At 49.6% G+C, this 22,438-nt stretch carries 17 protein-coding genes and 1 tRNA gene; 14 read left to right on the forward strand and 4 right to left on the reverse strand.

Annotation, left to right across the window (positions count from 1 at the left end):
• Positions 1-85: 85 nt before the first annotated feature.
• From BBW69_RS06855 to thiD, 6 genes are all read left to right on the forward strand, one after another.
• Positions 86-337 carry a hypothetical protein gene (locus BBW69_RS06855; protein WP_002234140.1) on the forward strand — a complete coding sequence of 84 codons (252 nt, stop codon included), beginning with the start codon at positions 86-88 and terminating at the stop codon, positions 335-337.
• Positions 338-388: 51 nt separating this feature from the next.
• Positions 389-1,195: a basic amino acid ABC transporter substrate-binding protein gene (locus tag BBW69_RS06860; protein WP_003678051.1), complete on the forward strand. Its 807-nt coding sequence runs from the start codon at positions 389-391 to the stop codon at positions 1,193-1,195.
• A gap of 501 nt (positions 1,196-1,696) precedes the next feature.
• Positions 1,697-3,220, forward strand: coding sequence for a fumarate hydratase (locus BBW69_RS06865; protein ID WP_107859697.1), 1,524 nt, complete (start codon positions 1,697-1,699; stop codon positions 3,218-3,220).
• Positions 3,221-3,329: 109 nt separating this feature from the next.
• Positions 3,330-4,742 (forward strand): Trk system potassium transporter TrkA, encoded by a 1,413-nt coding sequence (trkA, locus tag BBW69_RS06870; RefSeq protein ID WP_003678057.1) that lies wholly within the window; start codon positions 3,330-3,332, stop codon positions 4,740-4,742.
• Between the two features lie 127 nt (positions 4,743-4,869).
• Positions 4,870-4,945 (forward strand) — tRNA-Glu (locus BBW69_RS06875).
• A gap of 345 nt (positions 4,946-5,290) precedes the next feature.
• The gene (gene thiD, locus BBW69_RS06880; protein ID WP_188210838.1) at positions 5,291-6,097 is read left to right on the forward strand and encodes a bifunctional hydroxymethylpyrimidine kinase/phosphomethylpyrimidine kinase; all 807 of its coding nucleotides are present in this window, start codon (positions 5,291-5,293) and stop codon (positions 6,095-6,097) included.
• A 49-nt stretch (positions 6,098-6,146) separates the two neighbouring features.
• Here the strand turns inward: thiD and tehB are convergent, their stop codons facing one another.
• Positions 6,147-7,016: an SAM-dependent methyltransferase TehB gene (gene tehB / locus BBW69_RS06885; RefSeq protein WP_107859694.1), complete on the reverse strand. Its 870-nt coding sequence runs from the start codon at positions 7,014-7,016 to the stop codon at positions 6,147-6,149.
• A gap of 113 nt (positions 7,017-7,129) precedes the next feature.
• Between tehB and rnhA the strand changes: the two genes are divergently transcribed.
• The 3 genes from rnhA to BBW69_RS06900 all read left to right on the forward strand — a co-directional run bounded on the left by rnhA (position 7,130) and on the right by BBW69_RS06900 (position 9,478).
• The gene (gene rnhA, locus BBW69_RS06890; RefSeq protein ID WP_188210839.1) at positions 7,130-7,567 is read left to right on the forward strand and encodes a ribonuclease HI; all 438 of its coding nucleotides are present in this window, start codon (positions 7,130-7,132) and stop codon (positions 7,565-7,567) included.
• 279 nt (positions 7,568-7,846) lie between these two features.
• Complete coding sequence (locus tag BBW69_RS06895) at positions 7,847-8,251, forward strand: HIT family protein (RefSeq protein ID WP_188210840.1); 405 nt, start codon at positions 7,847-7,849, stop codon at positions 8,249-8,251.
• 39 nt (positions 8,252-8,290) lie between these two features.
• On the forward strand, positions 8,291-9,478 hold the full coding sequence (locus BBW69_RS06900; RefSeq protein ID WP_188210841.1) for an LD-carboxypeptidase: 1,188 nt from the start codon (positions 8,291-8,293) through the stop codon (positions 9,476-9,478).
• Positions 9,479-9,879: 401 nt separating this feature from the next.
• Here BBW69_RS06900 and BBW69_RS06905 read toward each other — a convergent pair whose 3' ends face one another.
• Entirely contained in the window at positions 9,880-12,135 is a 2,256-nt protein-coding gene (locus tag BBW69_RS06905; RefSeq protein ID WP_107859690.1) for a nitric-oxide reductase large subunit, read from the reverse strand.
• A gap of 380 nt (positions 12,136-12,515) precedes the next feature.
• Between BBW69_RS06905 and nirK the strand changes: the two genes are divergently transcribed.
• Together nirK and BBW69_RS06915 are read left to right on the forward strand one after the other, a co-directional pair.
• Positions 12,516-13,688: a copper-containing nitrite reductase gene (gene nirK, locus BBW69_RS06910; RefSeq protein WP_188210842.1), complete on the forward strand. Its 1,173-nt coding sequence runs from the start codon at positions 12,516-12,518 to the stop codon at positions 13,686-13,688.
• A 179-nt stretch (positions 13,689-13,867) separates the two neighbouring features.
• Positions 13,868-14,623 carry a formylglycine-generating enzyme family protein gene (locus BBW69_RS06915; protein ID WP_188210843.1) on the forward strand — a complete coding sequence of 252 codons (756 nt, stop codon included), beginning with the start codon at positions 13,868-13,870 and terminating at the stop codon, positions 14,621-14,623.
• Between the two features lie 602 nt (positions 14,624-15,225).
• Here the strand turns inward: BBW69_RS06915 and BBW69_RS06920 are convergent.
• Together BBW69_RS06920 and serC are read right to left on the reverse strand one after the other, a co-directional pair.
• Complete coding sequence (locus BBW69_RS06920; protein WP_003678239.1) at positions 15,226-15,783, reverse strand: nitroreductase family protein; 558 nt, start codon at positions 15,781-15,783, stop codon at positions 15,226-15,228.
• A 123-nt stretch (positions 15,784-15,906) separates the two neighbouring features.
• Positions 15,907-17,013, reverse strand: a complete 1,107-nt coding sequence (gene serC / locus BBW69_RS06925; protein WP_107960733.1) for a phosphoserine transaminase — start codon at positions 17,011-17,013, stop codon at positions 15,907-15,909.
• Positions 17,014-17,365: 352 nt separating this feature from the next.
• On the opposite strand from serC, the gene rimP reads away from it, so the two are divergent.
• The 3 genes from rimP to infB are packed head-to-tail and all read left to right on the forward strand — an operon-like array spanning position 17,366 to position 22,206.
• Positions 17,366-17,797 (forward strand): ribosome maturation factor RimP, encoded by a 432-nt coding sequence (gene rimP, locus BBW69_RS06930; protein ID WP_167395547.1) that lies wholly within the window; start codon positions 17,366-17,368, stop codon positions 17,795-17,797.
• A gap of 27 nt (positions 17,798-17,824) precedes the next feature.
• The gene (gene nusA, locus BBW69_RS06935; protein ID WP_188210844.1) at positions 17,825-19,327 is read left to right on the forward strand and encodes a transcription termination factor NusA; all 1,503 of its coding nucleotides are present in this window, start codon (positions 17,825-17,827) and stop codon (positions 19,325-19,327) included.
• A gap of 11 nt (positions 19,328-19,338) precedes the next feature.
• A complete protein-coding gene (infB, locus tag BBW69_RS06940; protein ID WP_107859684.1) occupies positions 19,339-22,206 on the forward strand; it encodes a translation initiation factor IF-2 in 2,868 nt (955 codons plus the stop codon).
• The last annotated feature ends 232 nt before the right edge of the window (positions 22,207-22,438 follow it).

Below are 22,438 nucleotides of genomic sequence, written 5' to 3' on the forward strand. Positions count from 1 at the left end.
TCTTAATCTTTGCAGGCGGGCAAACTCGCGCCCAAAGCGCAGTTTGATATAATGGCGCATTTTAACAGATTCATAAGGATCCATCATGAGCAGTATCGAACAGCGTTTGGAATATCTGGAAGAGGCAAACGATGTGCTGCGTATGCAGAACCACGTCCTGTCCACCGCCTTCAAAGCCCTGATCCGCGCCCTTCCCGCAGACACCGCCGAAGTCGCGGTCGAGTCGATTCAGCTTGCTTTTGAGGACGCCTTGGCAGAATTGAGCTATGAGGACAGCCCGCATACGGATTTGTTCCACGACGTTACTTATGCGTTTTTCCGTGAAAAGGAACGTTAATTTTATGTTAAACTGACCTTTTAGGCTTTTTTATTACTGAAAGGAATATTGATGAATATGAAAAAATGGATTGCCGCCGCCATTGCCTGTTCCGCGCTCACGCTGTCTGCCTGCGGCGGTCAAAGCAAAGATGCCGCCTCACCTGCCGCAAACACCGGCAAAGTTTACCGCGTGGCTTCTAACGCCGAGTTTGCCCCTTTTGAATCTTTAGACTCAAAAGGCGATGTCGAAGGTTTTGATGTGGATTTGATGAATGCGATGGCAAAGGAAGGCAATTTTAAAATCGAATTCAAACACCAGCCTTGGGACAGCCTCTTTCCCGCTTTGAACAACGGCGATGCGGACGTCGTCATGTCGGGTGTTACCATTACCGACGACCGCAAACAGTCTATGGACTTCAGCGATCCGTATTTTGAAATCACCCAAGTCGTCTTGGTTCCGAAAGGTAAAAAAATATCTTCTTCCGACGATTTGAAAAACATGAACAAAGTCGGCGTGGTAACCGGCTACACGGGCGATTTCTCCGTATCCAAACTCTTGGGCAGCGACAATCCGAAAATCGCGCGCTTTGAAAACGTTCCCCTGATTATCAAAGAACTGGAAAACGGCGGCTTGGATTCCGTAGTCAGCGACAGCGCGGTCATTGCCAATTATGTGAAAAACAATCCGACCAAAGGAATGGACTTCGTCACCCTGCCCGACTTCACTACCGAACACTACGGTATCGCGGTACGCAAAGGCGACGGGGAAACCTTAAAAGTAATGAACGATGCGTTGAAAAAAGTACGTGAAAGCGGCGAATACGACAAAATCTACGCCAAATATTTTGCAAAAGAAGGCGAACAGGCCGCAAAATAACCCCCGTCTAAACAAAATGCCGTCTGAAACCGTTTCAGACGGCATTTCTCATAAGAAACAGAGAGTGCACCCATTTCAAATAAAACCGCATATACCATCCCCTGAATAAGGTTCATTCATATCTTTCCCAACCATGCCGTCTGAAAACACGAAATAAGATATACGGGCAACTTTGCTCATCCGCCAAACTATTGTAGACTACGCCCAATAGCTTGGAAATTCCCGTAAAATAACGCCGCCGGTACTGAAAATCAAATTTAGGGCAAGCCCGTAATAAAACCTGCCTTCTGCTGTTTCGCCATGTCGGCAAAGTTTAAGCCGTAAATCACAGGCTTGAAACCGGCATCGCGGCAGGTCATTAAAATCAGAATATTATCATTTTTACATTGCCTTACCATATAACTGCCGGCACGATTACATTTCAAATGAACAATCTACGCCATACGTTTTAAAACAAAAGCCAAACCACCTGCTACCATAACTTTGAAAAGGAACACAATCATGACCGTCATCAAGCAAGAAGACTTTATCCAAAGTATCTGCGATGCCTTCCAATTCATCAGCTACTACCATCCGAAAGACTACATCGACGCGCTTTATAAGGCGTGGCAGAAGGAAGAAAATCCTGCCGCCAAAGACGCGATGACACAGATTTTGGTCAACAGCCGCATGTGTGCGGAAAACAACCGCCCCATCTGCCAAGATACCGGTATCGCAACCGTCTTCCTCAAAGTCGGCATGAACGTCCAATGGGATGCGGACATGAGCGTGGAAGAGATGGTTAACGAAGGTGTACGCCGCGCCTACACTTGGGAAGGCAATACGCTGCGCGCTTCCGTTCTCGCCGACCCGGCCGGCAAACGCCAAAATACCAAAGACAACACCCCCGCCGTCATTCATATGAGCATCGTACCGGGCGACAAAGTCGAAGTAACCTGCGCGGCAAAAGGTGGCGGCTCTGAAAACAAATCTAAACTCGCCATGCTCAATCCTTCCGACAACATCGTTGATTGGGTGCTGAAAACCATCCCGACCATGGGCGCGGGCTGGTGTCCTCCCGGCATCTTGGGCATCGGCATCGGCGGTACGCCCGAAAAAGCCGTACTGATGGCGAAAGAATCCTTGATGAGCCACATCGACATTCAAGAGTTGCAGGAAAAAGCCGCGTCCGGCGCAGAATTGTCCACCACCGAAGCCCTGCGCCTCGAACTCTTTGAAAAAGTCAACGCGCTGGGCATCGGCGCACAAGGTTTGGGCGGTCTGACCACCGTGTTGGATGTCAAAATCCTCGATTACCCGACCCATGCCGCTTCTAAGCCGATTGCTATGATTCCGAACTGCGCCGCCACCCGCCACGTCGAGTTTGAATTGGACGGCTCAGGTCCGGTCGAACTGACCCCGCCGCGCGTCGAAGACTGGCCCGATTTGACTTACAGCCCCGACAACGGCAAACGCATCGATGTCGACAAACTGACCAAAGAAGAAGTCGCCAGCTGGAAAACCGGCGACGTATTGCTGCTGAACGGCAAAATCCTCACCGGCCGCGATGCCGCACACAAACGTCTCGTCGATATGCTCAACAAAGGCGAAGAATTGCCCGTCGATTTCACCAACCGCCTGATTTACTACGTCGGCCCCGTCGATCCGGTCGGCGATGAAGTCGTCGGCCCAGCAGGTCCGACCACAGCCACCCGCATGGACAAATTTACCCGCCAAATGCTCGAACAAACCGGCCTCTTGGGCATGATCGGCAAATCCGAGCGCGGCGCGGCCACCTGCGAAGCCATCGCCGACAACAAAGCCGTGTACCTCATGGCAGTCGGCGGCGCGGCATACCTCGTGGCAAAAGCCATCAAATCTTCCAAAGTCTTGGCGTTCCCCGAATTGGGCATGGAAGCGGTTTACGAGTTTGAAGTCAAAGACATGCCCGTAACCGTCGCCGTGGACAGCAAAGGCGAATCCATCCACGCCACCGCACCGCGCAAATGGCAGGCAAAAATCGGCATCATCCCCGTCGAGTCCTGATTGAAACAACCATAATCCATGCCGTCTGAACACAAACCCGTGTTCAGACGGCATTTCTACCATTATTTGGTATACAATCACATTCCCACATTCCCAACACTATATCGCCGTGAAAATCCTTATCCTAGGCAGCGGTCAGGTTGGTTCGACCATCGCACAAAACCTTGCCGCCACTCCCAGCAACGACGTTACCGTCATCGATATTGATGAAAAAGCCCTGCAGAAAATCAACGGCCGGCTTGATGTCCAAACCGTTGTCGGCAACGGAGCATCCCCCCTTACCCTCGAACGCGCCGGAGCGGCGGATGCCGACCTGCTGCTTGCACTGACACGGAATGACGAGACTAATATCGTTGCCTGCAAAGTTGCCGCCGACCTGTTCAACATCCCAGGCCGTATCGCCCGTGTCCGCTCCAGCGAATATATTGAATACAGCAATCCGAAAATCGAAGAAAACGAAAACGGCAGCCTCTCCATATTCGGCATTACGGAAACCATCAGCCCTGAACAACTCGTTACCGAACAGCTCGCCGGCCTTTTAAATTACACCAGCGCATTACAGGTTCTCAATTTTGCCGACGACAAAGTCCGCATGGTCATCGTACAGGCACGTCAGGGCGGGCTGCTCGTCAACCGCGAAATTGCCGACATCACACAACACCTGCCCGAAAACGCCGACTGTCAAATCTGCGCCATCTACCGCAACAACCGACTTATCGTCCCTATGCCGCAAACCGTCATTATCGAAGGAGACGAAATCCTGTTTGCCGCAGCAACCGACAGCGTCAACACCATCATGCGCGAACTTCGCCCCAAAGAAGCCCGTACCCGCCGCATTATGATTGCCGGCGGCGGCAATATCGGTTACCGCCTAGCCAAACAGCTTGAATCCAAGTACGACATCAAAATTATCGAATATAACCCCCGGCGCGCCGAATGGATAGCAGAAAACCTCGACAACACATTAGTCCTACAAGGATCGGCAACCGATGAAACCCTGCTTGACGACGAATATATCGACGAAATAGACGTCTTCTGTGCCCTCACCAACGATGATGAAAACAACATCATGTCCAGCCTCTTGGCAAAAAACCTCGGTGCAAAACGCGTCGTTACCATCGTCAACCGCTCAAGCTATGTCAACCTGCTCGAAGGCAATAAAATCGATATCGTCGTCTCACCCCACCTCATCACCATCGGTTCGATACTCGCCCATATACGCCGGGGCGACATTGTTGCCGTCCACCCCCTGAGACGCGGTACGGCGGAGGCAATCGAAGCCGTCGTTCACGGCGATACTTCCACCTCTGCCATTGTCGGCAGAAGGATTACCGATATCAAATGGCCGAGCGGCTGCCATATCGCCGCCATCGTCCGCGCCGAAACCGGCGAAGTCGTTATGGGACATCACACCGAGACCTGCATTCAAGACGGGGACCACATCATCTTCTTTGTTTCTCGCCGGCGCGTATTGAAGGAACTTGAAAAGCTCATCCAGGTCAAAATGGGTTTTTTTGGCTAATCCCGCAATCAAAATAAATGATTTGGAATATCATAAAGTTATTAAAATTCATATTGCTTCCGACGTATTTCCGCGCGGAAACGATTGACAACGCTGCCATACCTGACTAGAATGCGCAGCTTCTTAGGCGCCCATCGTCTAGAGGCCTAGGACACTGCCCTTTCACGGCGGCAACCGGGGTTCGAATCCCCGTGGGCGTGCCAATTTAAAAACCTGCTTGTTTCAAGCAGGTTTTTTCATATCTTACCGCCATTCTTTTTCAAACCGTCATATTGTCTGAGAAGTATTTTCCCACCGTCCGGATTTTGATTAACAAACAATTAGCCGGCATTTCCCGATACCTTAAGGGCTGTGATAAGATAAGCATTATCAAACACGGTCGGGGTGTCTGTTTAAAGACTGAGAATATACCCGTCGAACCTGATTGGCAGGAAACCGGTGTTGCAGCGTCAGGCACCGTCCATCAGATGGTGCTTTATTTATTTTCAAGCGGCATTGCCTTTTTCCTCCAAACTGTTTCAATACTTTAATGGCACAGGAGCATAAGAATGGAAGAAACTTTTGTCCAAACCCTGACAATTGCCGGTTCGGACTCGGGCGGCGGCGCAGGGATACAGGCAGACCTGAAAACTTTTCAGATGCGCGGCGTATTCGGCACCAGCGTAATAACCGCCGTTACCGCGCAAAATACCTTGGGCGTATCGGCAGTTCATCTCGTCCCGACCGAAACCATCACTGCACAAATCCAAGCAATCAGGGAAGACTTCGACATCCGCGCCTACAAAATAGGAATGCTCGGCACAGCGGAAATCATCGAATGCGTTGCCGACAACCTGAAACACTGCAGCTTCGGCAGGCGCGTGCTTGATCCTGTAATGATTGCCAAAGGCGGAGCACCGCTGTTGCAGGATTCCGCCGTTGCAGCACTGACGCGGCTGCTGCTTCCCGGTACGGATGTATTGACCCCCAACCTGCCCGAAGCGGAAGCCTTGACGGGTGTGCATATCGAAAACCGTAAAGATGCGGAACGTGCGGCAAAAATCCTGCTTGATTACGGTGTAAAAAATGTCGTTATCAAAGGCGGACATTTGAACGGCAGCAGCAGCGGACACTGCACTGACTGGCTGTTTACGCAAAATGAAACGCTGGAATTCGACAGCCTCCGCTTTCCGACCGCCCACACGCACGGCACAGGCTGCACGTTTTCCGCCTGCATTACCGCCGAGTTGGCAAAAGGCTTAGACGTTTGCAAAGCCGTACAGACTGCCAAGGCCTACATCACGGCGGCAATCTCAAACCCTTTGGAAATCGGCGCGGGACACGGCCCGGTCAATCATTGGGCCTATCGGGACTAACCGTAAAAATGCCGTCTGAAACAAAATGTTCAGACGGCATTTTTGAGGATTATTCAGGCTTTTTCGCCAGCATGGTTACAAATTTAAACCGTATCGGATTGCCGTTTTCATCTTTGGCATGCATAGAACCCAATTCTTCTTTATATTCGACCAGCTCCCAATCCCGATAATAATCCTTCAGCTCGCCCTCTTTAAATTTAAAAGGGAACGGCATCGGACAGGGGAAATCCGCCGTATCCATTGCCGACACAATCAAATTGTACCCTCCCGCCGCCGTATGCACCTGCATATCGGCAATCACGTCAGGCACGCGCTGCGGCATCAGGAACATCAGCACCACTGTTGCCACAATATAATCAAATTCGCCCTGTAAAGCAGCGGCATTCAAATCATATTCCAGCGTGCGGACGTTCAAACCCTCCGCCTCTGCCAGCTCCGCCACGTTTGCCAACGCGGCCGGATTGTGATCGACTGCAGTAACTTCAAATCCCTTCAAACCGAGAAACAGTGCGTTGCGTCCCTGTCCGCAGCCCATATCGAGCGCCCTGCCCGCAGGTACGGTATCCTGAGCCGCCGCCACTGCAGAATGCGTGGCGCTCATGCCGTATTTTTTGTGGAAATAATCTTCGGCCGCACAATACATCGACAAACGGATTTCAGCATCGTCCGTTTTCGGTTTGACAGAAAACACCTGCTGCGGCGCAAACACACAATCGCCGCCGTCTGCCGACCAAACTTCTGCCGACCCGTCTGGTGCACGGACTTCGACATCGCCCTGCAACACATTCAGGCAGACCCACTCCCCTTCCTCAGACGAATAGCCCGACAACAAAACTTCCGGCAGGTTTTCCACTTTCCATACAGGCATCTGTCCGAAACAAAACAACTCGCCACTTTGACCCACTATCCGCTCCTTCATATTCAAAAATAAAGTTGCACATTATATGCCTATTTTAATCCGCCGCAATCTTTCAGACGGCACAGCGCACAAACCGCTTATAATCACGTCCGATAACACACAAAGGCACAATAATGGACAAAACCGTTTACCTTTACACCGACGGCTCATGCAAAGGCAATCCCGGCCCGGGCGGCTGGGGCGTATTAATGCGCTACGGCAACCACGAAAAAGAACTTTTCGGCGGCAAAGCGCAAACTACCAACAACCGCATGGAGCTGACCGCCGTCATCGAAGGACTGAAATCCCTCAAACGCCGCTGCACCGTCATCATCTGCACCGACTCGCAATACGTCAAAAACGGCATGGAAAACTGGATACACGGTTGGAAGCGCAACGGCTGGAAAACCGCCTCCAAACAGCCCGTCAAAAACGATGATTTGTGGAAAGAACTCGATACACTGGTTGGGCAGCATCAAGTCAGCTGGACTTGGGTTAAAGGACACGTCGGACACGCCGAAAACGAACGCGCCGACGATTTGGCAAACCGTGGCGCGGCGCAGTTTTCCTGAGTGCCGCACCGACAAGAAAATGCCGTCTGAAACCGCCAACAGGATTCAGACGGCATTTTTGCCATATACTCCTTATTCCGCAATTAACGGTGTATCCACCTGCTTGAGTGCAACCGTAAAATAATGCTGTTTGCAAGAATTCAACCACGATAAACATACATTAATTTGTAAAAACCAATCGGATATGAAATGGTACAATTGACGGCAATGCGAACAGACAAGTTAAAACAACAAGACACCCTTTGCCGCCTTTTTGGATACTTTAAGGAATAAAGAAACATGAACACTAAGCCTTGTCCCATCTGCACGGCACAAGATGAAGATATTTTGTTGCAAACCCCCAACCTCCGCGTCATTGCCGTCCATAACGACAGCGGTTCGCCGGCATTCTGCCGCGTCATTTGGCGTAAGCATATTGCCGAAATGACCGACCTTTCGGCAGCCGAACGCCATGAAATCATGGAAATGGTGTACAACGTCGAGGCCGCCATGCGCCAAGTGTTTCAACCGGCCAAGATTAACCTCGCCAGCTTGGGCAATGTCGTTCCACACCTGCACTGGCATATTATCGCCCGATTTGAAAACGATGCGACTTTCCCTGCGCCGATTTGGGCAAACCCCGTCCGAAAACACGGTATGACCCTGCCGCAAGATTGGACGGAACAGCTTAAAAAGCTGCTTTAAGCCCGCCGATGCCGTCTGAAACCGTATGAAAGGGAAATTATGACCGAACCGACCTCCCGCCGCCGTTTCCTGAAAACCTGCACCGCCGCCGCAGGCGCGGGACTGCTCCAGGCTTGCGGTACTGCGCCTGCTTCAAACAATGCCCCATCCGCGCCCTCTCACCCTGTTACGAAAGCCCGAACCGTGTACCCCAAACCACCACGCCATTCTAATTCTGCCGACAATCTTCTGCGTATTGTCGCCTCCTCAGGCTTTGCCGAAGACATCAACCGTGTCAATACTGCATTGACCCGCCTTTACAATGCCGGTTTTACCGTAACCAACCAACAGGCGGGCAGCCGCCGCTTCCAACGGTTTGCCGGTACGGATGCACAACGTGCCGCCGATTTCCAAGATGTCGCTTCCGGTCGCGTTGCCATGCCGAAAGTTCTGATGGGTTTGCGCGGCGGTTATGGTGCGGCACGCATTCTGCCGCATATCGATTTTGCCTCACTCGGCGCAAGAATGCGCGAACGCGGTACGCTGTTTTTTGGCTTCAGCGATGTTTGCGCCGTCCAGCTGGCACTCTTGGCAAAAGGCAATATGATGAGTTTTGCCGGTCCGATGGCATACAGCGAATTCGGCAAACCCTCCCCCAGCGTGTTTACAATGGATGCCTTTATCAAGGGGGTAACCCAACGCAGCCTGACTGTTGATATTCCTAATATCCAACGCTCCGATATCGAAACCGAAGGCATATTGTGGGGAGGCAACCTCAGCGTCCTTGCTTCACTTGCCGGTACCCCCTATATGCCCGATATTCAAGGCGGCATTTTATTCATCGAAGATGTCGGCGAACAACCATACCGCATCGAACGTATGCTCAATACCCTATATCTTTCAGGTATTTTGGGCAAACAACGCGCCATTATTTTCGGCGATTTCCGTATGGGCAATATCCGCGATGTATACGATTCGTCTTATGATTTTTCTACCGTGGTCAACCATATTTCGCGTACGGCAAAAATTCCTGTGCTGACAGGTTTCCCGTTCGGACATATTGCCGACAAAATTACTTTCCCGCTGGGTGCGCACGCCAAAGTCCGTAGCAGAAGTGATGGCGGTTATTCGGTTGAATTTGACAGTTATCCTACTCTCGATACATCTGTCCTGACTTTAGACACCCTGCTTCCCCCGCCTGATCTCTCGGTATTTACAGAAAACAGCCTTACTGATATTTCAGAATAGCAGTATTAGAAAGACAAAAAAAAATGCCGTCTGAAGCCTTCAGACGGCATTCTTAACAAATAAGTGTTAAAAAATACAATGCACGGATATACACCCGTCCCAACCGGTTACAGATTGAACAAAACTCCACCTATATCCACTTTTCGCATATATTTCAATTTCTTTCCCCGTCAATCCAGATTTCAACAAGAAATTTTTAACCGGATAATTTCTTTATATATATATAAGTCCTTCAAAATGACAATTTACATTAATTAAAACACTATATCTTACAATCCTTCCGAGCACGTCCAATCATACCAATACGGTATTTCTACATCGACTTACGCTTTATTAAGAATCTTATCCATAAAAAAACTGCACCTGATAACAGGTGCAGTTTCTAATATTCAAACTAAAACTTATTTGTCTCGGCTGAATACAATTTTAGTAGCTTGAATAGCAACGCATACTGCACCGCCAATGAAGATCAAGTCAGCTGCCGTACGTACCCAACGCAAGGTATCGAGGATTTCCATTTGCAGGAATTCTTCACTACGTGCATACCACAAACCGTGAGTAATAGAGGCATATGCTTGAATAGCACCGACAGGCAGCAGGCTGATGACAATCATGCCGACCAAACCGCCATTGAGCAACCAGAAGCCCCAAGTCATCAACTTGTCGTCAAACTGCACGTTCGGTTTCAAATAACGGGCAACCAGCAATACGAAGCCCAGAGCCAAGAAACCGTACACACCGAACAAGGCAGCGTGCGCATGAACAGCAGAAGTATTCAAACCTTGGATATAGAACAGGGAAATCGGCGGGTTAATCAGAAAACCGAATACACCGGCACCAATCATGTTCCAGAAGGCGACTGCAACGAAGCACATCAGCGGCCAACGCAAACGTTTCGCCCAATCGGACAAGTGTTGGTAAGACCAGTGTTCGTATGCTTCACGGCCCAGCAATACCAGCGGTACTACCTCCAAAGCGGAGAAGCAGGCACCGATTGCCATAGAAGCAGAAGTAGAGCCGGAGAAATACAAGTGGTGCAACGTACCCGGGATACCGCCCAGCATGAAGATAGCACCTGCAGCCAGGGTAGAAGCAGTAGCGGTACTACGGCGGACAAAGCCCATGTTGTAGAAGATAAATGCGAAGGCAGCGGTAGCGAACACTTCGAAGAAACCTTCCACCCACAGGTGAACCACCCACCAGCGCCAGTATTCCATTACAGCAATCGGAGATTTCTCACCATAGAACAGGCCCGGTGCGTAGAACACACCAACACCAACCATGGAAGCAACAAAGATCGCCAGCAGGTTTTTATCCACGCCTTTCTCTTTAAAGGCAGAGATAGTACAACGCAACATCAGGAACAGCCACAACAACAGACCGACCATCAACAGGAGTTGCCAGAAGCGACCCAAATCAAGGTATTCGTAACCTTGGTGGCCGAACCAGAAGTTCAGCTCGGGTGGAATGATGTGAGTCAAAGCAAAGAAGTTACCTGCGTAAGAACCGCCGACTACGATGAACAGGGCGATGTACAGGAAGTTCACACCGGCACGTTGGAACTTGGGATCTTTACCGCCGTTCACAATCGGAGCCAAGAACAGACCTGCTGTCAGGAAACCGGTTGCAATCCAGAAGATGGCGGATTGAAGGTGCCAAGTACGGGTCAAGGCATAAGGGAACCAATCGGACATTTCGAAGCCCAGTGCTTCGTCAATGCCGTAGAAACCTTGACCTTCGACGGTATAGTGCGCAGTCAGACCACCCAACAATACTTGTACCACAAACAGGGCAACTGTCAGGAATACATATTTGCCCAATGCTTTTTGCGAAGGAGTCAACTGAACCTTAGAAATAGGATCTTCAGCCGGAACCTCCACTTCTTCGTGTTTGGTCAGGAAAGAATAACCCCACATCAACAAACCAATGCCCATCAACAGAAGAACAACGCTGGTGAATGACCACATATAGTTTTCAGTGGTCGGCACATTGTTGATCAAAGGCTCGTGCGGCCAGTTGTTGGTATAGGTAAAGGTTTCGTTAGGACGGTTGGTCGAAGCAGACCATGAAGTCCAGAAGAAGAAGTTGAACAGTTTTTCACGTGCTTCTTGACTTGGCAATGTATTGTTTTTCATTGCAAAGTGTTCACGAGTGGTTTGCAGCTTAGGATCGTCGCCATAAACACCGTGGTAGTAAGGCAGGATGCTTTCGATAGCTTTTACACGCGTATCGCTGATGACAACGGAACCATCTTCTTTCACACGGCTTTGATTACGGTATTCGTCAGCCAGGCGTGTTTTCAAGACAGCTTGTTCTTCAGGGGAAACCTCATCGAATTTTTTGCCGTAAGTCTGTTGCGCAGTCAAATCCAACCATGCAACCAACTCACGATGCAGCCAGTCCGCAGTCCAGTCCGGAGCCTGATATGCACCATGACCCAGAATCGAACCGACCTCCATACCGCCGGTACTTTGCCATGCAGACTGACCTGCCAAAATATCGTCTTTCGTCATCAGAACCTTGCCTGATGCAGAAACGACCTGTTCAGGGTAAGGCGGGGCTTTTTTGTAAACCTCGCTGCCCATATAGCCAAGAATGGTAAAGCATACCGCCAGAACGGCAAACAGCAAGTACCATAGCTTCTTGTACTGTCCCATTTTGAGAGCTCCTTTTGGTAAAAAGTGGTTGTTTAAAATTCATAGAATATGAATGTTAAAGATTGTAGCACGGTTTACCGCACAAATAAACATTTGTTCAAACAAACCCGTATATAAACAAATATATAGATGATAATCTATATCATTATCGCAATTTAGGAGCTACCTATCTTTACCTGTAACCATCCATTTACTTAATTTGGATTATTTTGCACATTTTTAGTAGTTATAAAGTATTAGAAGTGTCATTTTAAGTTCGTATTTATAGAATTATTTGATTTATGTCAAAATATATAGGGGTGAGCCACCGCATAATCACGCCCAGTTCTTAACCAATCCTTTCAGGACAATTTAATTTTTCTTACAAAAAGGAAAACATCATGAAACGTCAAGCCTTAGCTGCAATTATCGCTTCCATGTTTGCTTTAGCCGCCTGTGGTGGCGAACAAGCTGCACAAGCCCCTGCCGAAGCGCCTGCCGCTTCCGCTGAAGCTGCAAGCTCCGCTACACAAGCTGCCGCCGAAACTCCGGCAGGCGAACTGCCCGTTATCGATGCAGTTACCACACACGCTCCAGAAGTACCTCCTGCAATCGACCGCGACTACCCTGCCAAAGTCCGCGTGAAAATGGAAACCGTCGAAAAAACCATGAAAATGGATGATGGCGTCGAATACCACTACTGGACATTTAACGGCGATGTTCCGGGTCGCATGATTCGCGTACGCGAAGGTGATACAGTAGAAGTAGAATTCTCTAACAACCCTTCTTCTACCGTTCCTCATAACGTTGACTTCCACGCAGCTACCGGTCCTGGCGGCGGCGCGGCAGCCTCCTTCACTGCCCCGGGCCGTACCTCTACATTCAGCTTCAAAGCCCTGCAACCTGGTCTGTATATCTACCACTGCGCCGTTGCGCCCGTCGGTATGCACATCGCCAACGGTATGTACGGTCTGATTTTGGTTGAACCTAAAGAAGGTCTGCCGAAAGTGGATAAAGAATTCTACATCGTTCAAGGCGACTTCTACACCAAAGGTAAAAAAGGTGCACAAGGCCTGCAACCGTTCGATATGGATAAAGCCGTCGCCGAACAACCTGAATACGTAGTATTTAACGGTCACGTAGGCGCTATCGCTGGCGACAACGCCCTGAAAGCCAAAGCAGGCGAAACTGTACGTATGTACGTTGGTAACGGTGGTCCTAACTTGGTATCTTCCTTCCACGTAATCGGCGAAATCTTCGACAAAGTTTATGTTGAAGGCGGTAAACTGATTAACGAAAACGTACAAAGCACTATCGTTCCTGCAGGTGGTTCTGCTATGGTTGAATTCAAAGTAGACGTACCGGGCAGCTACACCTTGGTTGACCACTCTATCTTCCGCGCATTCAACAAAGGCGCACTGGGTCAATTGAAAGTAGAAGGTGCAGAAAACCCTGAAATCATGACTCAAAAATTGAGTGATACTGCTTATGCCGGTAACGGTGCAGCTCCTGCTGCCTCCGCTCCTGCTGCTTCTGCTCCCGCAGCCTCTGCTCCTGCAAAAAGCGATCACTAAATTGAACGCCCATTTTTAGGTAAACGAACCACTGCCGCCGTACTTAATTACGCACGGCAGTGGTTTTTTAATAATCAATTTTTTCACTTCGAAAGATTGATTCTTCAGACGGCATTCAAAGCTTTCGTTTAAAATACTGCCTGAAAAATCAATTTTAACCGTCTGTCAGGAGGCTTGATATGAAGTACATCCGGTTATTTTTTCTCTGTACGGCACTCATCAGTACCAATGCGGCAGCTACCGAAATGGTCAAAATAGAAGGTGGGAGCTACCGCCCCCTCTATCTGAAAAAAGATACAACCTTAATTAAAGTCAAACCTTTCCAACTTGATAAATATCCTGTTACCAATGCTGAATTTGCAGAATTTGTCAAAAATCATCCCCAATGGCAAAAAGGCAAGGTCAGTTCCAAACAGGCGGAGCCTTCTTATCTGAAACACTGGATTAAAAACGGCAGCCGCAGCTATGCACCAAAGGCAAGCGAACTGAAACAGCCCGTTACCAATGTTTCTTGGTTTGCCGCCAACGCATACTGTGTTGCACAAGGCAAACGCCTACCGACTATTAACGAATGGGAATTTGCCGGACTTGCCTCCGCCACTCAAAAAAACGGCTCCAACGAGCCCGGTTATAACCGCACTATTCTTGATTGGTACGCAGATGGCGGACGAAAAGGCTTGCATGACGTCGGCAAGGGCCGTCCCAACTACTGGGGTGTTTATGATATGCACGGACTTATTTGGGAATGGACGGAAGATTTCAACAGTAGCCTGCTTTCTTCCGGAAATGCCAATGCGCAAATGTTCTGCAGCGGTGCTTCTGTCGGATCGAGCGACTCATCCAACTATGCTGCCTTCCTCCGGTACGGTATCCGAACCAGTTTGCAATCCAAATATGTCCTGCACAACTTAGGCTTCCGTTGTGCCGGTCAATAACTTTTTTAATTACCAAAGCAGCTTTGGCGGTACTAAAAAGTACCGCCGTTTTTTTATCTGTAAAATTACGGCCTGATTTGCAAAATATTCCAGACCTTATTTGCACCAAAACAATCCAATAAAAATTTCAGGCTTTGAGGAAAGCTTGCTTAATGCTTTTCAGAACAGATGAATTTTAGGAGATACGCCATTAAACATACTGAGCATGTTGTAATTATCCGGCATGGCTGGTCTACCTGATCAGAAGGTCAAAGTTTCACCAAGCACCCAAAGAATCATATCTTAGGATGTCGTTTGCACCACTCCGACAAGCACGGCACATATCCTGCGCAAAAACATAAAATCTTTCGATATTACGAATTTTTCATGCCCCGATTTAAGGCAACTGTTGCCTTAGCAGTTTAATTTATCAACAGTCTGACCGGAGAATCACGATATATCCTTATCTTCCCTTGCCTACTCGGTATCGCTAATGGCATTCAAACATGGAAAGACACCGTAAATTTTATCCGCTATATCAATCGTCTTATAGATCCAACTTGAGGATTTCAAATAAAATGCCGTCTGAAAACCTTCAGACGGCATTTTATTTGAAATCCTGTTTACCAATAGCTGACAAACTGTTCCAAATCCGTATTTTTGGGCTTATGTATTTCTTCTGTCGGCGACCCCACCATCATCAATCCGATAATTTTATCCTTATCCGCACACCCGAAAGCCTGACGCAACAAAGGGCTGTTGATCCACATTCCTGTAATCCACACATTGTCGAAACCTTGGGCAGTTGCCGCCAGCTGTAAAGCATACGCTGCACAACCTGCTGTCAGCATCTGTTCCCACTCCGGTTTCGGCTTCGCCACTTCTCGGTTCGGAGCAAACGTTACCCCTATTACCATTGGCGCCATATTACCCACTTTTTCAGCCTTTTTCATCGCATCATCGCCGAAATTCAATTCGGTAACCGTTTGCTTCAACACATCGCGAAAACGTTGCAATCCTACCTCGCCTTGGATGACGGTAAAATGAAAAGGACGCATATTTCCATGATCCGGAACCTGCGTTGCCGCCTGCAATATTTGTTCCAACTGTCCGGCATCAGGAGCGGGCGCCGCCAATTTTTTTGAAGACCGCCGTGTAATCAAAAGCTGCAAAGCATCCATATAATCGTTTCTCAAATCATTTCGGAAAGTGTTTTATAACACAAAGCATCCGGCAATGCCATTACACCGCCTAACCGGGAAAAATAATGCCATCTGAAAACACATTCAGACGGCATCTCAAAATCAGCCGTAACGACGTTGGAAATCACTCATAAAATCCGCCAACGCCCTCACACCTTCCAGCGGCATTGCGTTATAAATACTGGCCCGCATCCCGCCGACAGATTTATAACCCTTCAACAGACACAAACCTTGCAATTCAGCCTCGAATACAAAACGGCGGTCAAGTTCCTCATTGCCCGTCTGAAACACAACATTCATTTTAGAACGCGCGTTCGGACGGATACGGTTGATATAAAAACCATCGCTGCCATCTATTGCACCATACAAAATTTGCGCCTTCAGATGATTGATTTTTTCAATTTTTCCCACTCCGCCCTGCGCCAACAACCAGCGGAACACCAGCCCCGACATATAAATCGAATAAGTTGAAGGCGTATTGTACATACCGTTGCGTTCGATATGGGAACGATAGTTGAACACATCAGGAATATTATCGGGACAGCGGTCCAACAGGTCTTCTCGAACAATGACTACAGTAACACCTGCCGGCCCGATATTTTTCTGAGCACCCGCATAAATCAGCCCGTAATCGGCAACCTCAAACTCACGCGACAAAATCTCACTGGACATATCGCATACCAACGGCGGCATGCCGTCTGAAAGGCGCGGCACTTTGCCGTATTGCAATCCATTGACGGTTTCATTGACGGCAAAATGAACAAAGGCAGAATTCCTGTCCACGTCCCATGTTTCCGGTTTGGGCAAATCCAAATAATCGAACTGCTCGCCACCATGTGCCGCCAAGCGGATTTCCGTATCCGTCAACCGTCCCATCTGCTCATAGGCAATCCGGCTCCAGTTACCCGTTACCACGGCATCCGCAGTACGGAAACCATGTGCCAAATTCATGGCCACCATATTAAATTGAGTTGTTGCCCCACCCTGTAAAAACAATATCTTATAATTTGAGGGAATCTTCAGAAGCCGCCGCAGATCTTCTTCCGCATGATGCAGGATACTCAAAAACATCTCCGAGCGGTGGCTCATCGCCATAACTGGAAAACCGGTTCCGTTGTAGTCCAACATTTCCTGCTGTGCCGTCTGCAAAACCGCTTCAGGCAATGCCGCAGGACCGGCAGAGAAATTGTAAATCGGATAAAGAGACATAATACAGCCCCGAACTGTCAGAAATAAACCGACCCGATTTTAGGCTTGGGATAATCTTTATGCAAGGCAAGAAAACACCTCCCCCATCGGCAACAAAATCAAAGAATGAAATCAATATATTGATTTTTAATGATTTAAATATCTAGACATAAAATTCCGACACAATTTTGTTAACAATATTAACCTCACCCCTCAAACCGGCATTACCAAAATCATTTGTTTGAAATTGGAAAACACAAAATAAATCAACACTTTCATTTTTTCATAAAACAGGTTATAATCGTGCCAATTTTTCAATCCTAACGAAAAATGGCCTCTCGGCCATTTTTTTATTATGTACCTAGGGAGCAGCATGGATATTCAGACCATCCTCGAAAAAACCCTGCCCGGCTTGGGCTATGAACTGGTCGATTTCGAACTAACCGCTCAAGGAACTTTGCGCGTATTCATCGATAAAGAAGGCGGTATTACTGTCGAAGACTGCGCAACCGTCAGCAACCATTTGAGCCGTTTGTTTATGGTGGAAGACATCGATTATAAAAATCTGGAAATTTCCAGTCCCGGACTCGACCGTCCTCTGAAAAAAGCCGCCGACTTCGTACGCTTTGCCGGTCAGCAGGCAAAAATCAAAACCCGCCTGCCGATAGACGGTCAGAAAAACTTTATCGGCAAAATCGAAGGCTGTGAAAACGACACTGTTACCGTTTCCTTCGACGGCAAGACCGTGCAAATCGAAATGGACAATATCGACAAAGCCCGCCTGCGTCCCGAATTCAAATTCTAAAACACAACAATATTGGAGATTTTCAAAATGAGTCGTGAAATATTACAGCTGGCAGAAGCTCTGGCAAGCGAAAAAAATGTTGACGCAGAAGTCGTATTCCAAGCCTTGGAATTCGCACTCTCTAGCGCAGCCAAGAAAAAGGCAGACCGAGAACACATGGATGTCCGCGTACAAATCAACCGCGACACCGGCGAATACCAAACCTTCCGCCGCTGGCTGATTGTGGCCGATGAAGACTATACCTACCCCGATATTGAAAAAACCATCGAGGAAATCCAAGAAGAAATCCCCGGCACGACCATCCAAATCGGCGAATACTACGAGGAGCAGCTGCCTAACGAAGGTTTCGGCCGCCAAGCCGCGCAAACCGCCAAACAAATCATCCTGCAACGTATCCGCGATGCCGAACGCGAACAAAACCTGAACGAATTTCTCGCCGTCAAAGAAGACATCGTTACCGGAACGGTCAAACGGGTAGAACGCCATGGCATCATCGTTGAAATTATTGCCGGCAAACTGGATGCACTGATTCCGCGCGACCAAGCCATCCCCCGCGAAAACTTCCGCAGCGGCGACCGTATCCGCGCACTTTTCCTTCGCGTGGACGAAATCGGCAATACCGGCCGGAAACAAGTCATTTTGAGCCGTACCAGCGGCGACTTTCTGGCCAAACTCTATGCCAACGAAGTCCCCGAAATTTCAGACGGCATGTTGGAAATCCGCGCAGTCGCACGCGACCCGGGCCAACGCGCCAAAGTTGCCGTCAAAGCCAACGACCAACGCATCGACCCGCAAGGCACCTGTATCGGCGTACGCGGTTCACGCGTCAATGCCGTCAGCAACGAATTGTCCGGCGAACGCATCGATGTCGTCCTCTGGTCTCCTGAGCCTGCCCAATTCGTTATGGGCGCACTCTCCCCCGCCGAAGTCAGCCGTATTGTAATCGACGAGGAAAAACATGCCGTCGACGTTATCGTTTCCGAAGATCAACTTGCGCTTGCCATCGGACGCGGCGGTCAAAATGTCCGACTGGCATCGGAACTGACCGGCTGGCAGCTCAACATCATGACTTCTGCAGAAGCCGACAAACGCAATGCTGCCGAAGATGCCGCTATCCGAACACTGTTTGTTTCCCATCTGAATGTAGACGAAGAAACCGCAGACATCCTGGTTCAAGAGGGTTTCGCAACATTAGAAGAAGTTGCCTACGTTCCTGCAGCCGAACTGCTTGCCATAGAAGGTTTTGACGAAGAAATTGTCGATATGCTCCGAAACAGGGCACGTGACGCCATTCTGACCATAGCGATTGCCGCCGAAGAAAAACTGGGCGAAGTATCCGATGATATGCGCAGCCTGGAAGGTGTGGATGCCGATATGCTGCTCAAACTCGCCGAAGCAGGCATTACCACACGCGACGACTTGGCAGAACTGTCCGTCGATGAGCTGATTGAAATTACCGGTGTCAATGAAGAAACCGCAAAAGCCGTCATCCTGACCGCACGCGAACACTGGTTTACCGAAGACAAATAAAGGGGGTAAAGATGAGTAACACAACCGTAGAACAATTTGCCGCCGAACTGAAACGCCCGGTCGACGACCTGCTGAAACAGTTGAAAGAAGCCGGCGTCAGCAAAACCAGCGGCAGCGATTCCCTGACACTGGACGACAAACAGCTTCTAAACGCCTACCTGACCAAGAAAAACGGCAGCAACAGCGGTACTATCAGCATCCGTCGCACCAAGACCGAAGTCAGCACCATCGACGGCGTAAAAGTTGAAACACGCAAACGTGGACGCACCGTCAACATTCCATCCCCTGAAGAGCTGGTAGCGCAGGCAAAAGCCTCACAGGTCCAAGCACCTCCGGCTCAGGTAGAAAAAATGACGGAAGATGCAGCCAAAGCAGAAAGCGAATCTGCCGCACGCGCAGAAGCACGCGCCAAAGCAGAAGCGGAAGCAGCAAAATTGAAAGCGGCAAAATCCGGCAGCAAAACCAAGCCTGCCGCTCAGGAAAACAAACCTGCCGAAGACATGCCGAAAACCGCCTCCGACAAACACAAACCTGTTGCAGGAAACAAAGCAGCCCCTTCCAACAAAGTACCGTCCGGGAAAACAGCTGAATCCACACCGAAACAAGATAAAGGCAGCAAAGGCAAAGAAGCAAAAAAACCGGCAAAACCGGTCGAACCCGCCATCCCACAGCCTGTAGTCAGTGCGGAAGAACAGGCGCAACGTGATGAGGAGGCGCGTCGTGCCGCAGCGTTGCGCGCCCATCAAGAAGCACTGTTAAGAGAGAAACAGGAACGTCAGGCACGTCGTGAAGCCATAAAACAACAAGCAGAGCAACAGGCAAAAACCTCACCGGAAGCCAAAACCGTGGGGCAGCGCGCAGCAAAACCCGCTGAAAAAACGCAGGTTGCCGCTTCTGCAAGCGAAAACAAACCCCTCAATCCGTCAAAAGCAAAAAAAGAAGACCGCTACAACCGTGATGACGAAGGTCAGGGCCGCAATGCCAAAGGCAAAGGCGGTAAAGGCGGACGTGACCGCAACAATGCGCGCAATGGTGACGACGAGCGCGTACGCGGAGGCAAAAAAGGCAAAAAACTCAAACTTGAGCCAAACCAACACGCCTTCCAAGCGCCGACCGAACCTGTCGTACACGAAGTTTTGGTGCCTGAAACCATTACCGTTGCCGACTTGGCACACAAAATGGCCGTTAAAGGCGTGGAAGTGGTTAAAGCCCTGATGAAAATGGGCATGATGGTAACCATCAACCAATCTATCGACCAAGACACCGCCCTGATTGTGGTGGAAGAACTCGGACATATCGGCAAACCTGCCGCAGCAGACGATCCGGAAGCCTTTTTGGACGAAGGTGTAGAGGCCGCAGATGCAGAAGCCCTGCCACGTCCGCCCGTCGTTACCGTTATGGGTCACGTCGACCACGGCAAGACCTCGCTGCTGGACTACATCCGCCGCGCCAAAGTAGTGCAGGGCGAAGCAGGCGGCATTACGCAGCACATCGGCGCTTATCACGTCAAAACGCCGCGCGGCGTGATTACCTTCTTGGATACTCCGGGTCACGAAGCGTTTACCGCCATGCGCGCGCGCGGCGCGAAAGCGACCGACATCGTGATTCTCGTGGTTGCCGCAGACGACGGTGTAATGCCGCAAACCATCGAAGCCATTGCACATGCCAAGGCGGCAGATGTTCCGATTGTGGTGGCCGTCAATAAAATCGATAAAGATACGGCCAATCCCGAACGTATCCGCCAAGAACTGACCCAACACGAAGTCATCCCCGATGATTGGGGCGGCACCGTACAGTTTATCGACGTATCCGCCAAAAAAGGAACGAACATTGACGCACTGCTCGAAGCCGTGTTGCTCGAAGCCGAAGTCTTGGAACTGACAGCCCCTGTCGATGCACCTGCAAAAGGCATTATCGTCGAAGCCCGTCTGGACAAAGGCCGCGGTGCGGTTGCCACCCTCTTGGTACAAAGCGGCACGCTGAAAAAAGGCGATATGCTGCTGGCCGGTACCGCATTCGGTAAAATCCGTGCGATGGTTGACGAAAACGGCAAAGCCATTAACGAAGCAGGCCCGTCTATTCCGGTCGAAATCCTCGGTTTGTCCGATGTTCCGAACGCAGGCGAAGATGCGATGGTATTGGCCGACGAGAAAAAAGCGCGCGAAATCGCCCTCTTCCGCCAAGGCAAATACCGCGACGTACGCTTGGCCAAGCAACAAGCTGCGAAACTGGAAAACATGTTCAACAACATGGGCGAAAACCAAGCCCAATCCTTGTCGGTCATCATCAAAGCAGACGTACAAGGTTCTTACGAAGCTCTGGCGGGCAGCCTGAAAAAACTGTCCACCGACGAAGTAAAAGTGAACGTGTTGCACAGCGGCGTGGGCGGCATTACCGAATCGGATGTCAACCTTGCCATCGCTTCAGGCGCATTCATCATCGGCTTTAACGTCCGTGCAGACGCTTCCTCACGCAAGCTGGCCGAAAATGAAAACGTGGAAATCCGCTACTACAACATCATCTATGATGCCATTGACGACGTGAAAGCCGCGATGAGCGGCATGCTCTCTCCGGAAGAGAAAGAGCAAGTAACCGGTACGGTCGAAATCCGTCAGGTTATCTCCGTTTCAAAAGTCGGTAACATTGCAGGCTGTATGGTTACCGACGGTGTGGTCAAACGCGATTCCCATGTCCGCCTCATCCGCAACAACGTGGTTATCCATACCGGCGAGCTGTCTTCTTTGAAACGCTACAAAGACGACGTCAAAGAAGTCCGCATGGGCTTCGAATGCGGCCTGATGATAAAAGGCTACAACGAAATTATGGAAGGCGACCAACTGGAATGCTTCGACATCGTCGAAGTTGCACGCACGCTATAATTTTCATGCAAATCAAATGCCGTCTGAAACATTCAGACGGCATCTCAAAACGGGTTCCGTATAATTACGATACGGAACCCGTTTTTATCACTGATTATCAACCTGCCCTGATTTCAATACAAGACACCTTGTCCTCGCTCAAAAATGAACATAAAGCCCCAGCTTAATGCCTGTCTTGATCTGTAAGAATCCTTTCCTCATCATAAATCCCGGCTCCGTCTCCCGAAACCGC

The organism is Neisseria sp. RH3002v2f (assembly GCF_014596375.1).
Taxonomy (GTDB): Bacteria; Pseudomonadota; Gammaproteobacteria; order Burkholderiales; family Neisseriaceae; genus Neisseria; species Neisseria cinerea.

Bases quoted from the DNA above. Each gene is read 5' to 3' on its own strand.
- BBW69_RS06895 (WP_188210840.1), top strand. From the start codon at position 7,847: ATGAACACTAAGCCTTGTCCCATCTGCACGGCACAAGATGAAGATATT.
- rnhA (WP_188210839.1), top strand. From the start codon at position 7,130: ATGGACAAAACCGTTTACCTTTACACCGACGGCTCATGCAAAGGCAAT.
- BBW69_RS06855 (WP_002234140.1), top strand. From the start codon at position 86: ATGAGCAGTATCGAACAGCGTTTGGAATATCTGGAAGAGGCAAACGAT.
- BBW69_RS06900 (WP_188210841.1), top strand. From the start codon at position 8,291: ATGACCGAACCGACCTCCCGCCGCCGTTTCCTGAAAACCTGCACCGCC.
- BBW69_RS06905 (WP_107859690.1), bottom strand. From the start codon at position 12,135: ATGGGACAGTACAAGAAGCTATGGTACTTGCTGTTTGCCGTTCTGGCG.
- infB (WP_107859684.1), top strand. From the start codon at position 19,339: ATGAGTAACACAACCGTAGAACAATTTGCCGCCGAACTGAAACGCCCG.
- BBW69_RS06920 (WP_003678239.1), bottom strand. From the start codon at position 15,783: ATGGATGCTTTGCAGCTTTTGATTACACGGCGGTCTTCAAAAAAATTG.
- BBW69_RS06865 (WP_107859697.1), top strand. From the start codon at position 1,697: ATGACCGTCATCAAGCAAGAAGACTTTATCCAAAGTATCTGCGATGCC.
- tehB (WP_107859694.1), bottom strand. From the start codon at position 7,016: ATGAAGGAGCGGATAGTGGGTCAAAGTGGCGAGTTGTTTTGTTTCGGA.
- BBW69_RS06915 (WP_188210843.1), top strand. From the start codon at position 13,868: ATGAAGTACATCCGGTTATTTTTTCTCTGTACGGCACTCATCAGTACC.
- thiD (WP_188210838.1), top strand. From the start codon at position 5,291: ATGGAAGAAACTTTTGTCCAAACCCTGACAATTGCCGGTTCGGACTCG.
- nusA (WP_188210844.1), top strand. From the start codon at position 17,825: ATGAGTCGTGAAATATTACAGCTGGCAGAAGCTCTGGCAAGCGAAAAA.
- BBW69_RS06860 (WP_003678051.1), top strand. From the start codon at position 389: ATGAATATGAAAAAATGGATTGCCGCCGCCATTGCCTGTTCCGCGCTC.
- rimP (WP_167395547.1), top strand. From the start codon at position 17,366: ATGGATATTCAGACCATCCTCGAAAAAACCCTGCCCGGCTTGGGCTAT.
- nirK (WP_188210842.1), top strand. From the start codon at position 12,516: ATGAAACGTCAAGCCTTAGCTGCAATTATCGCTTCCATGTTTGCTTTA.
- serC (WP_107960733.1), bottom strand. From the start codon at position 17,013: ATGTCTCTTTATCCGATTTACAATTTCTCTGCCGGTCCTGCGGCATTG.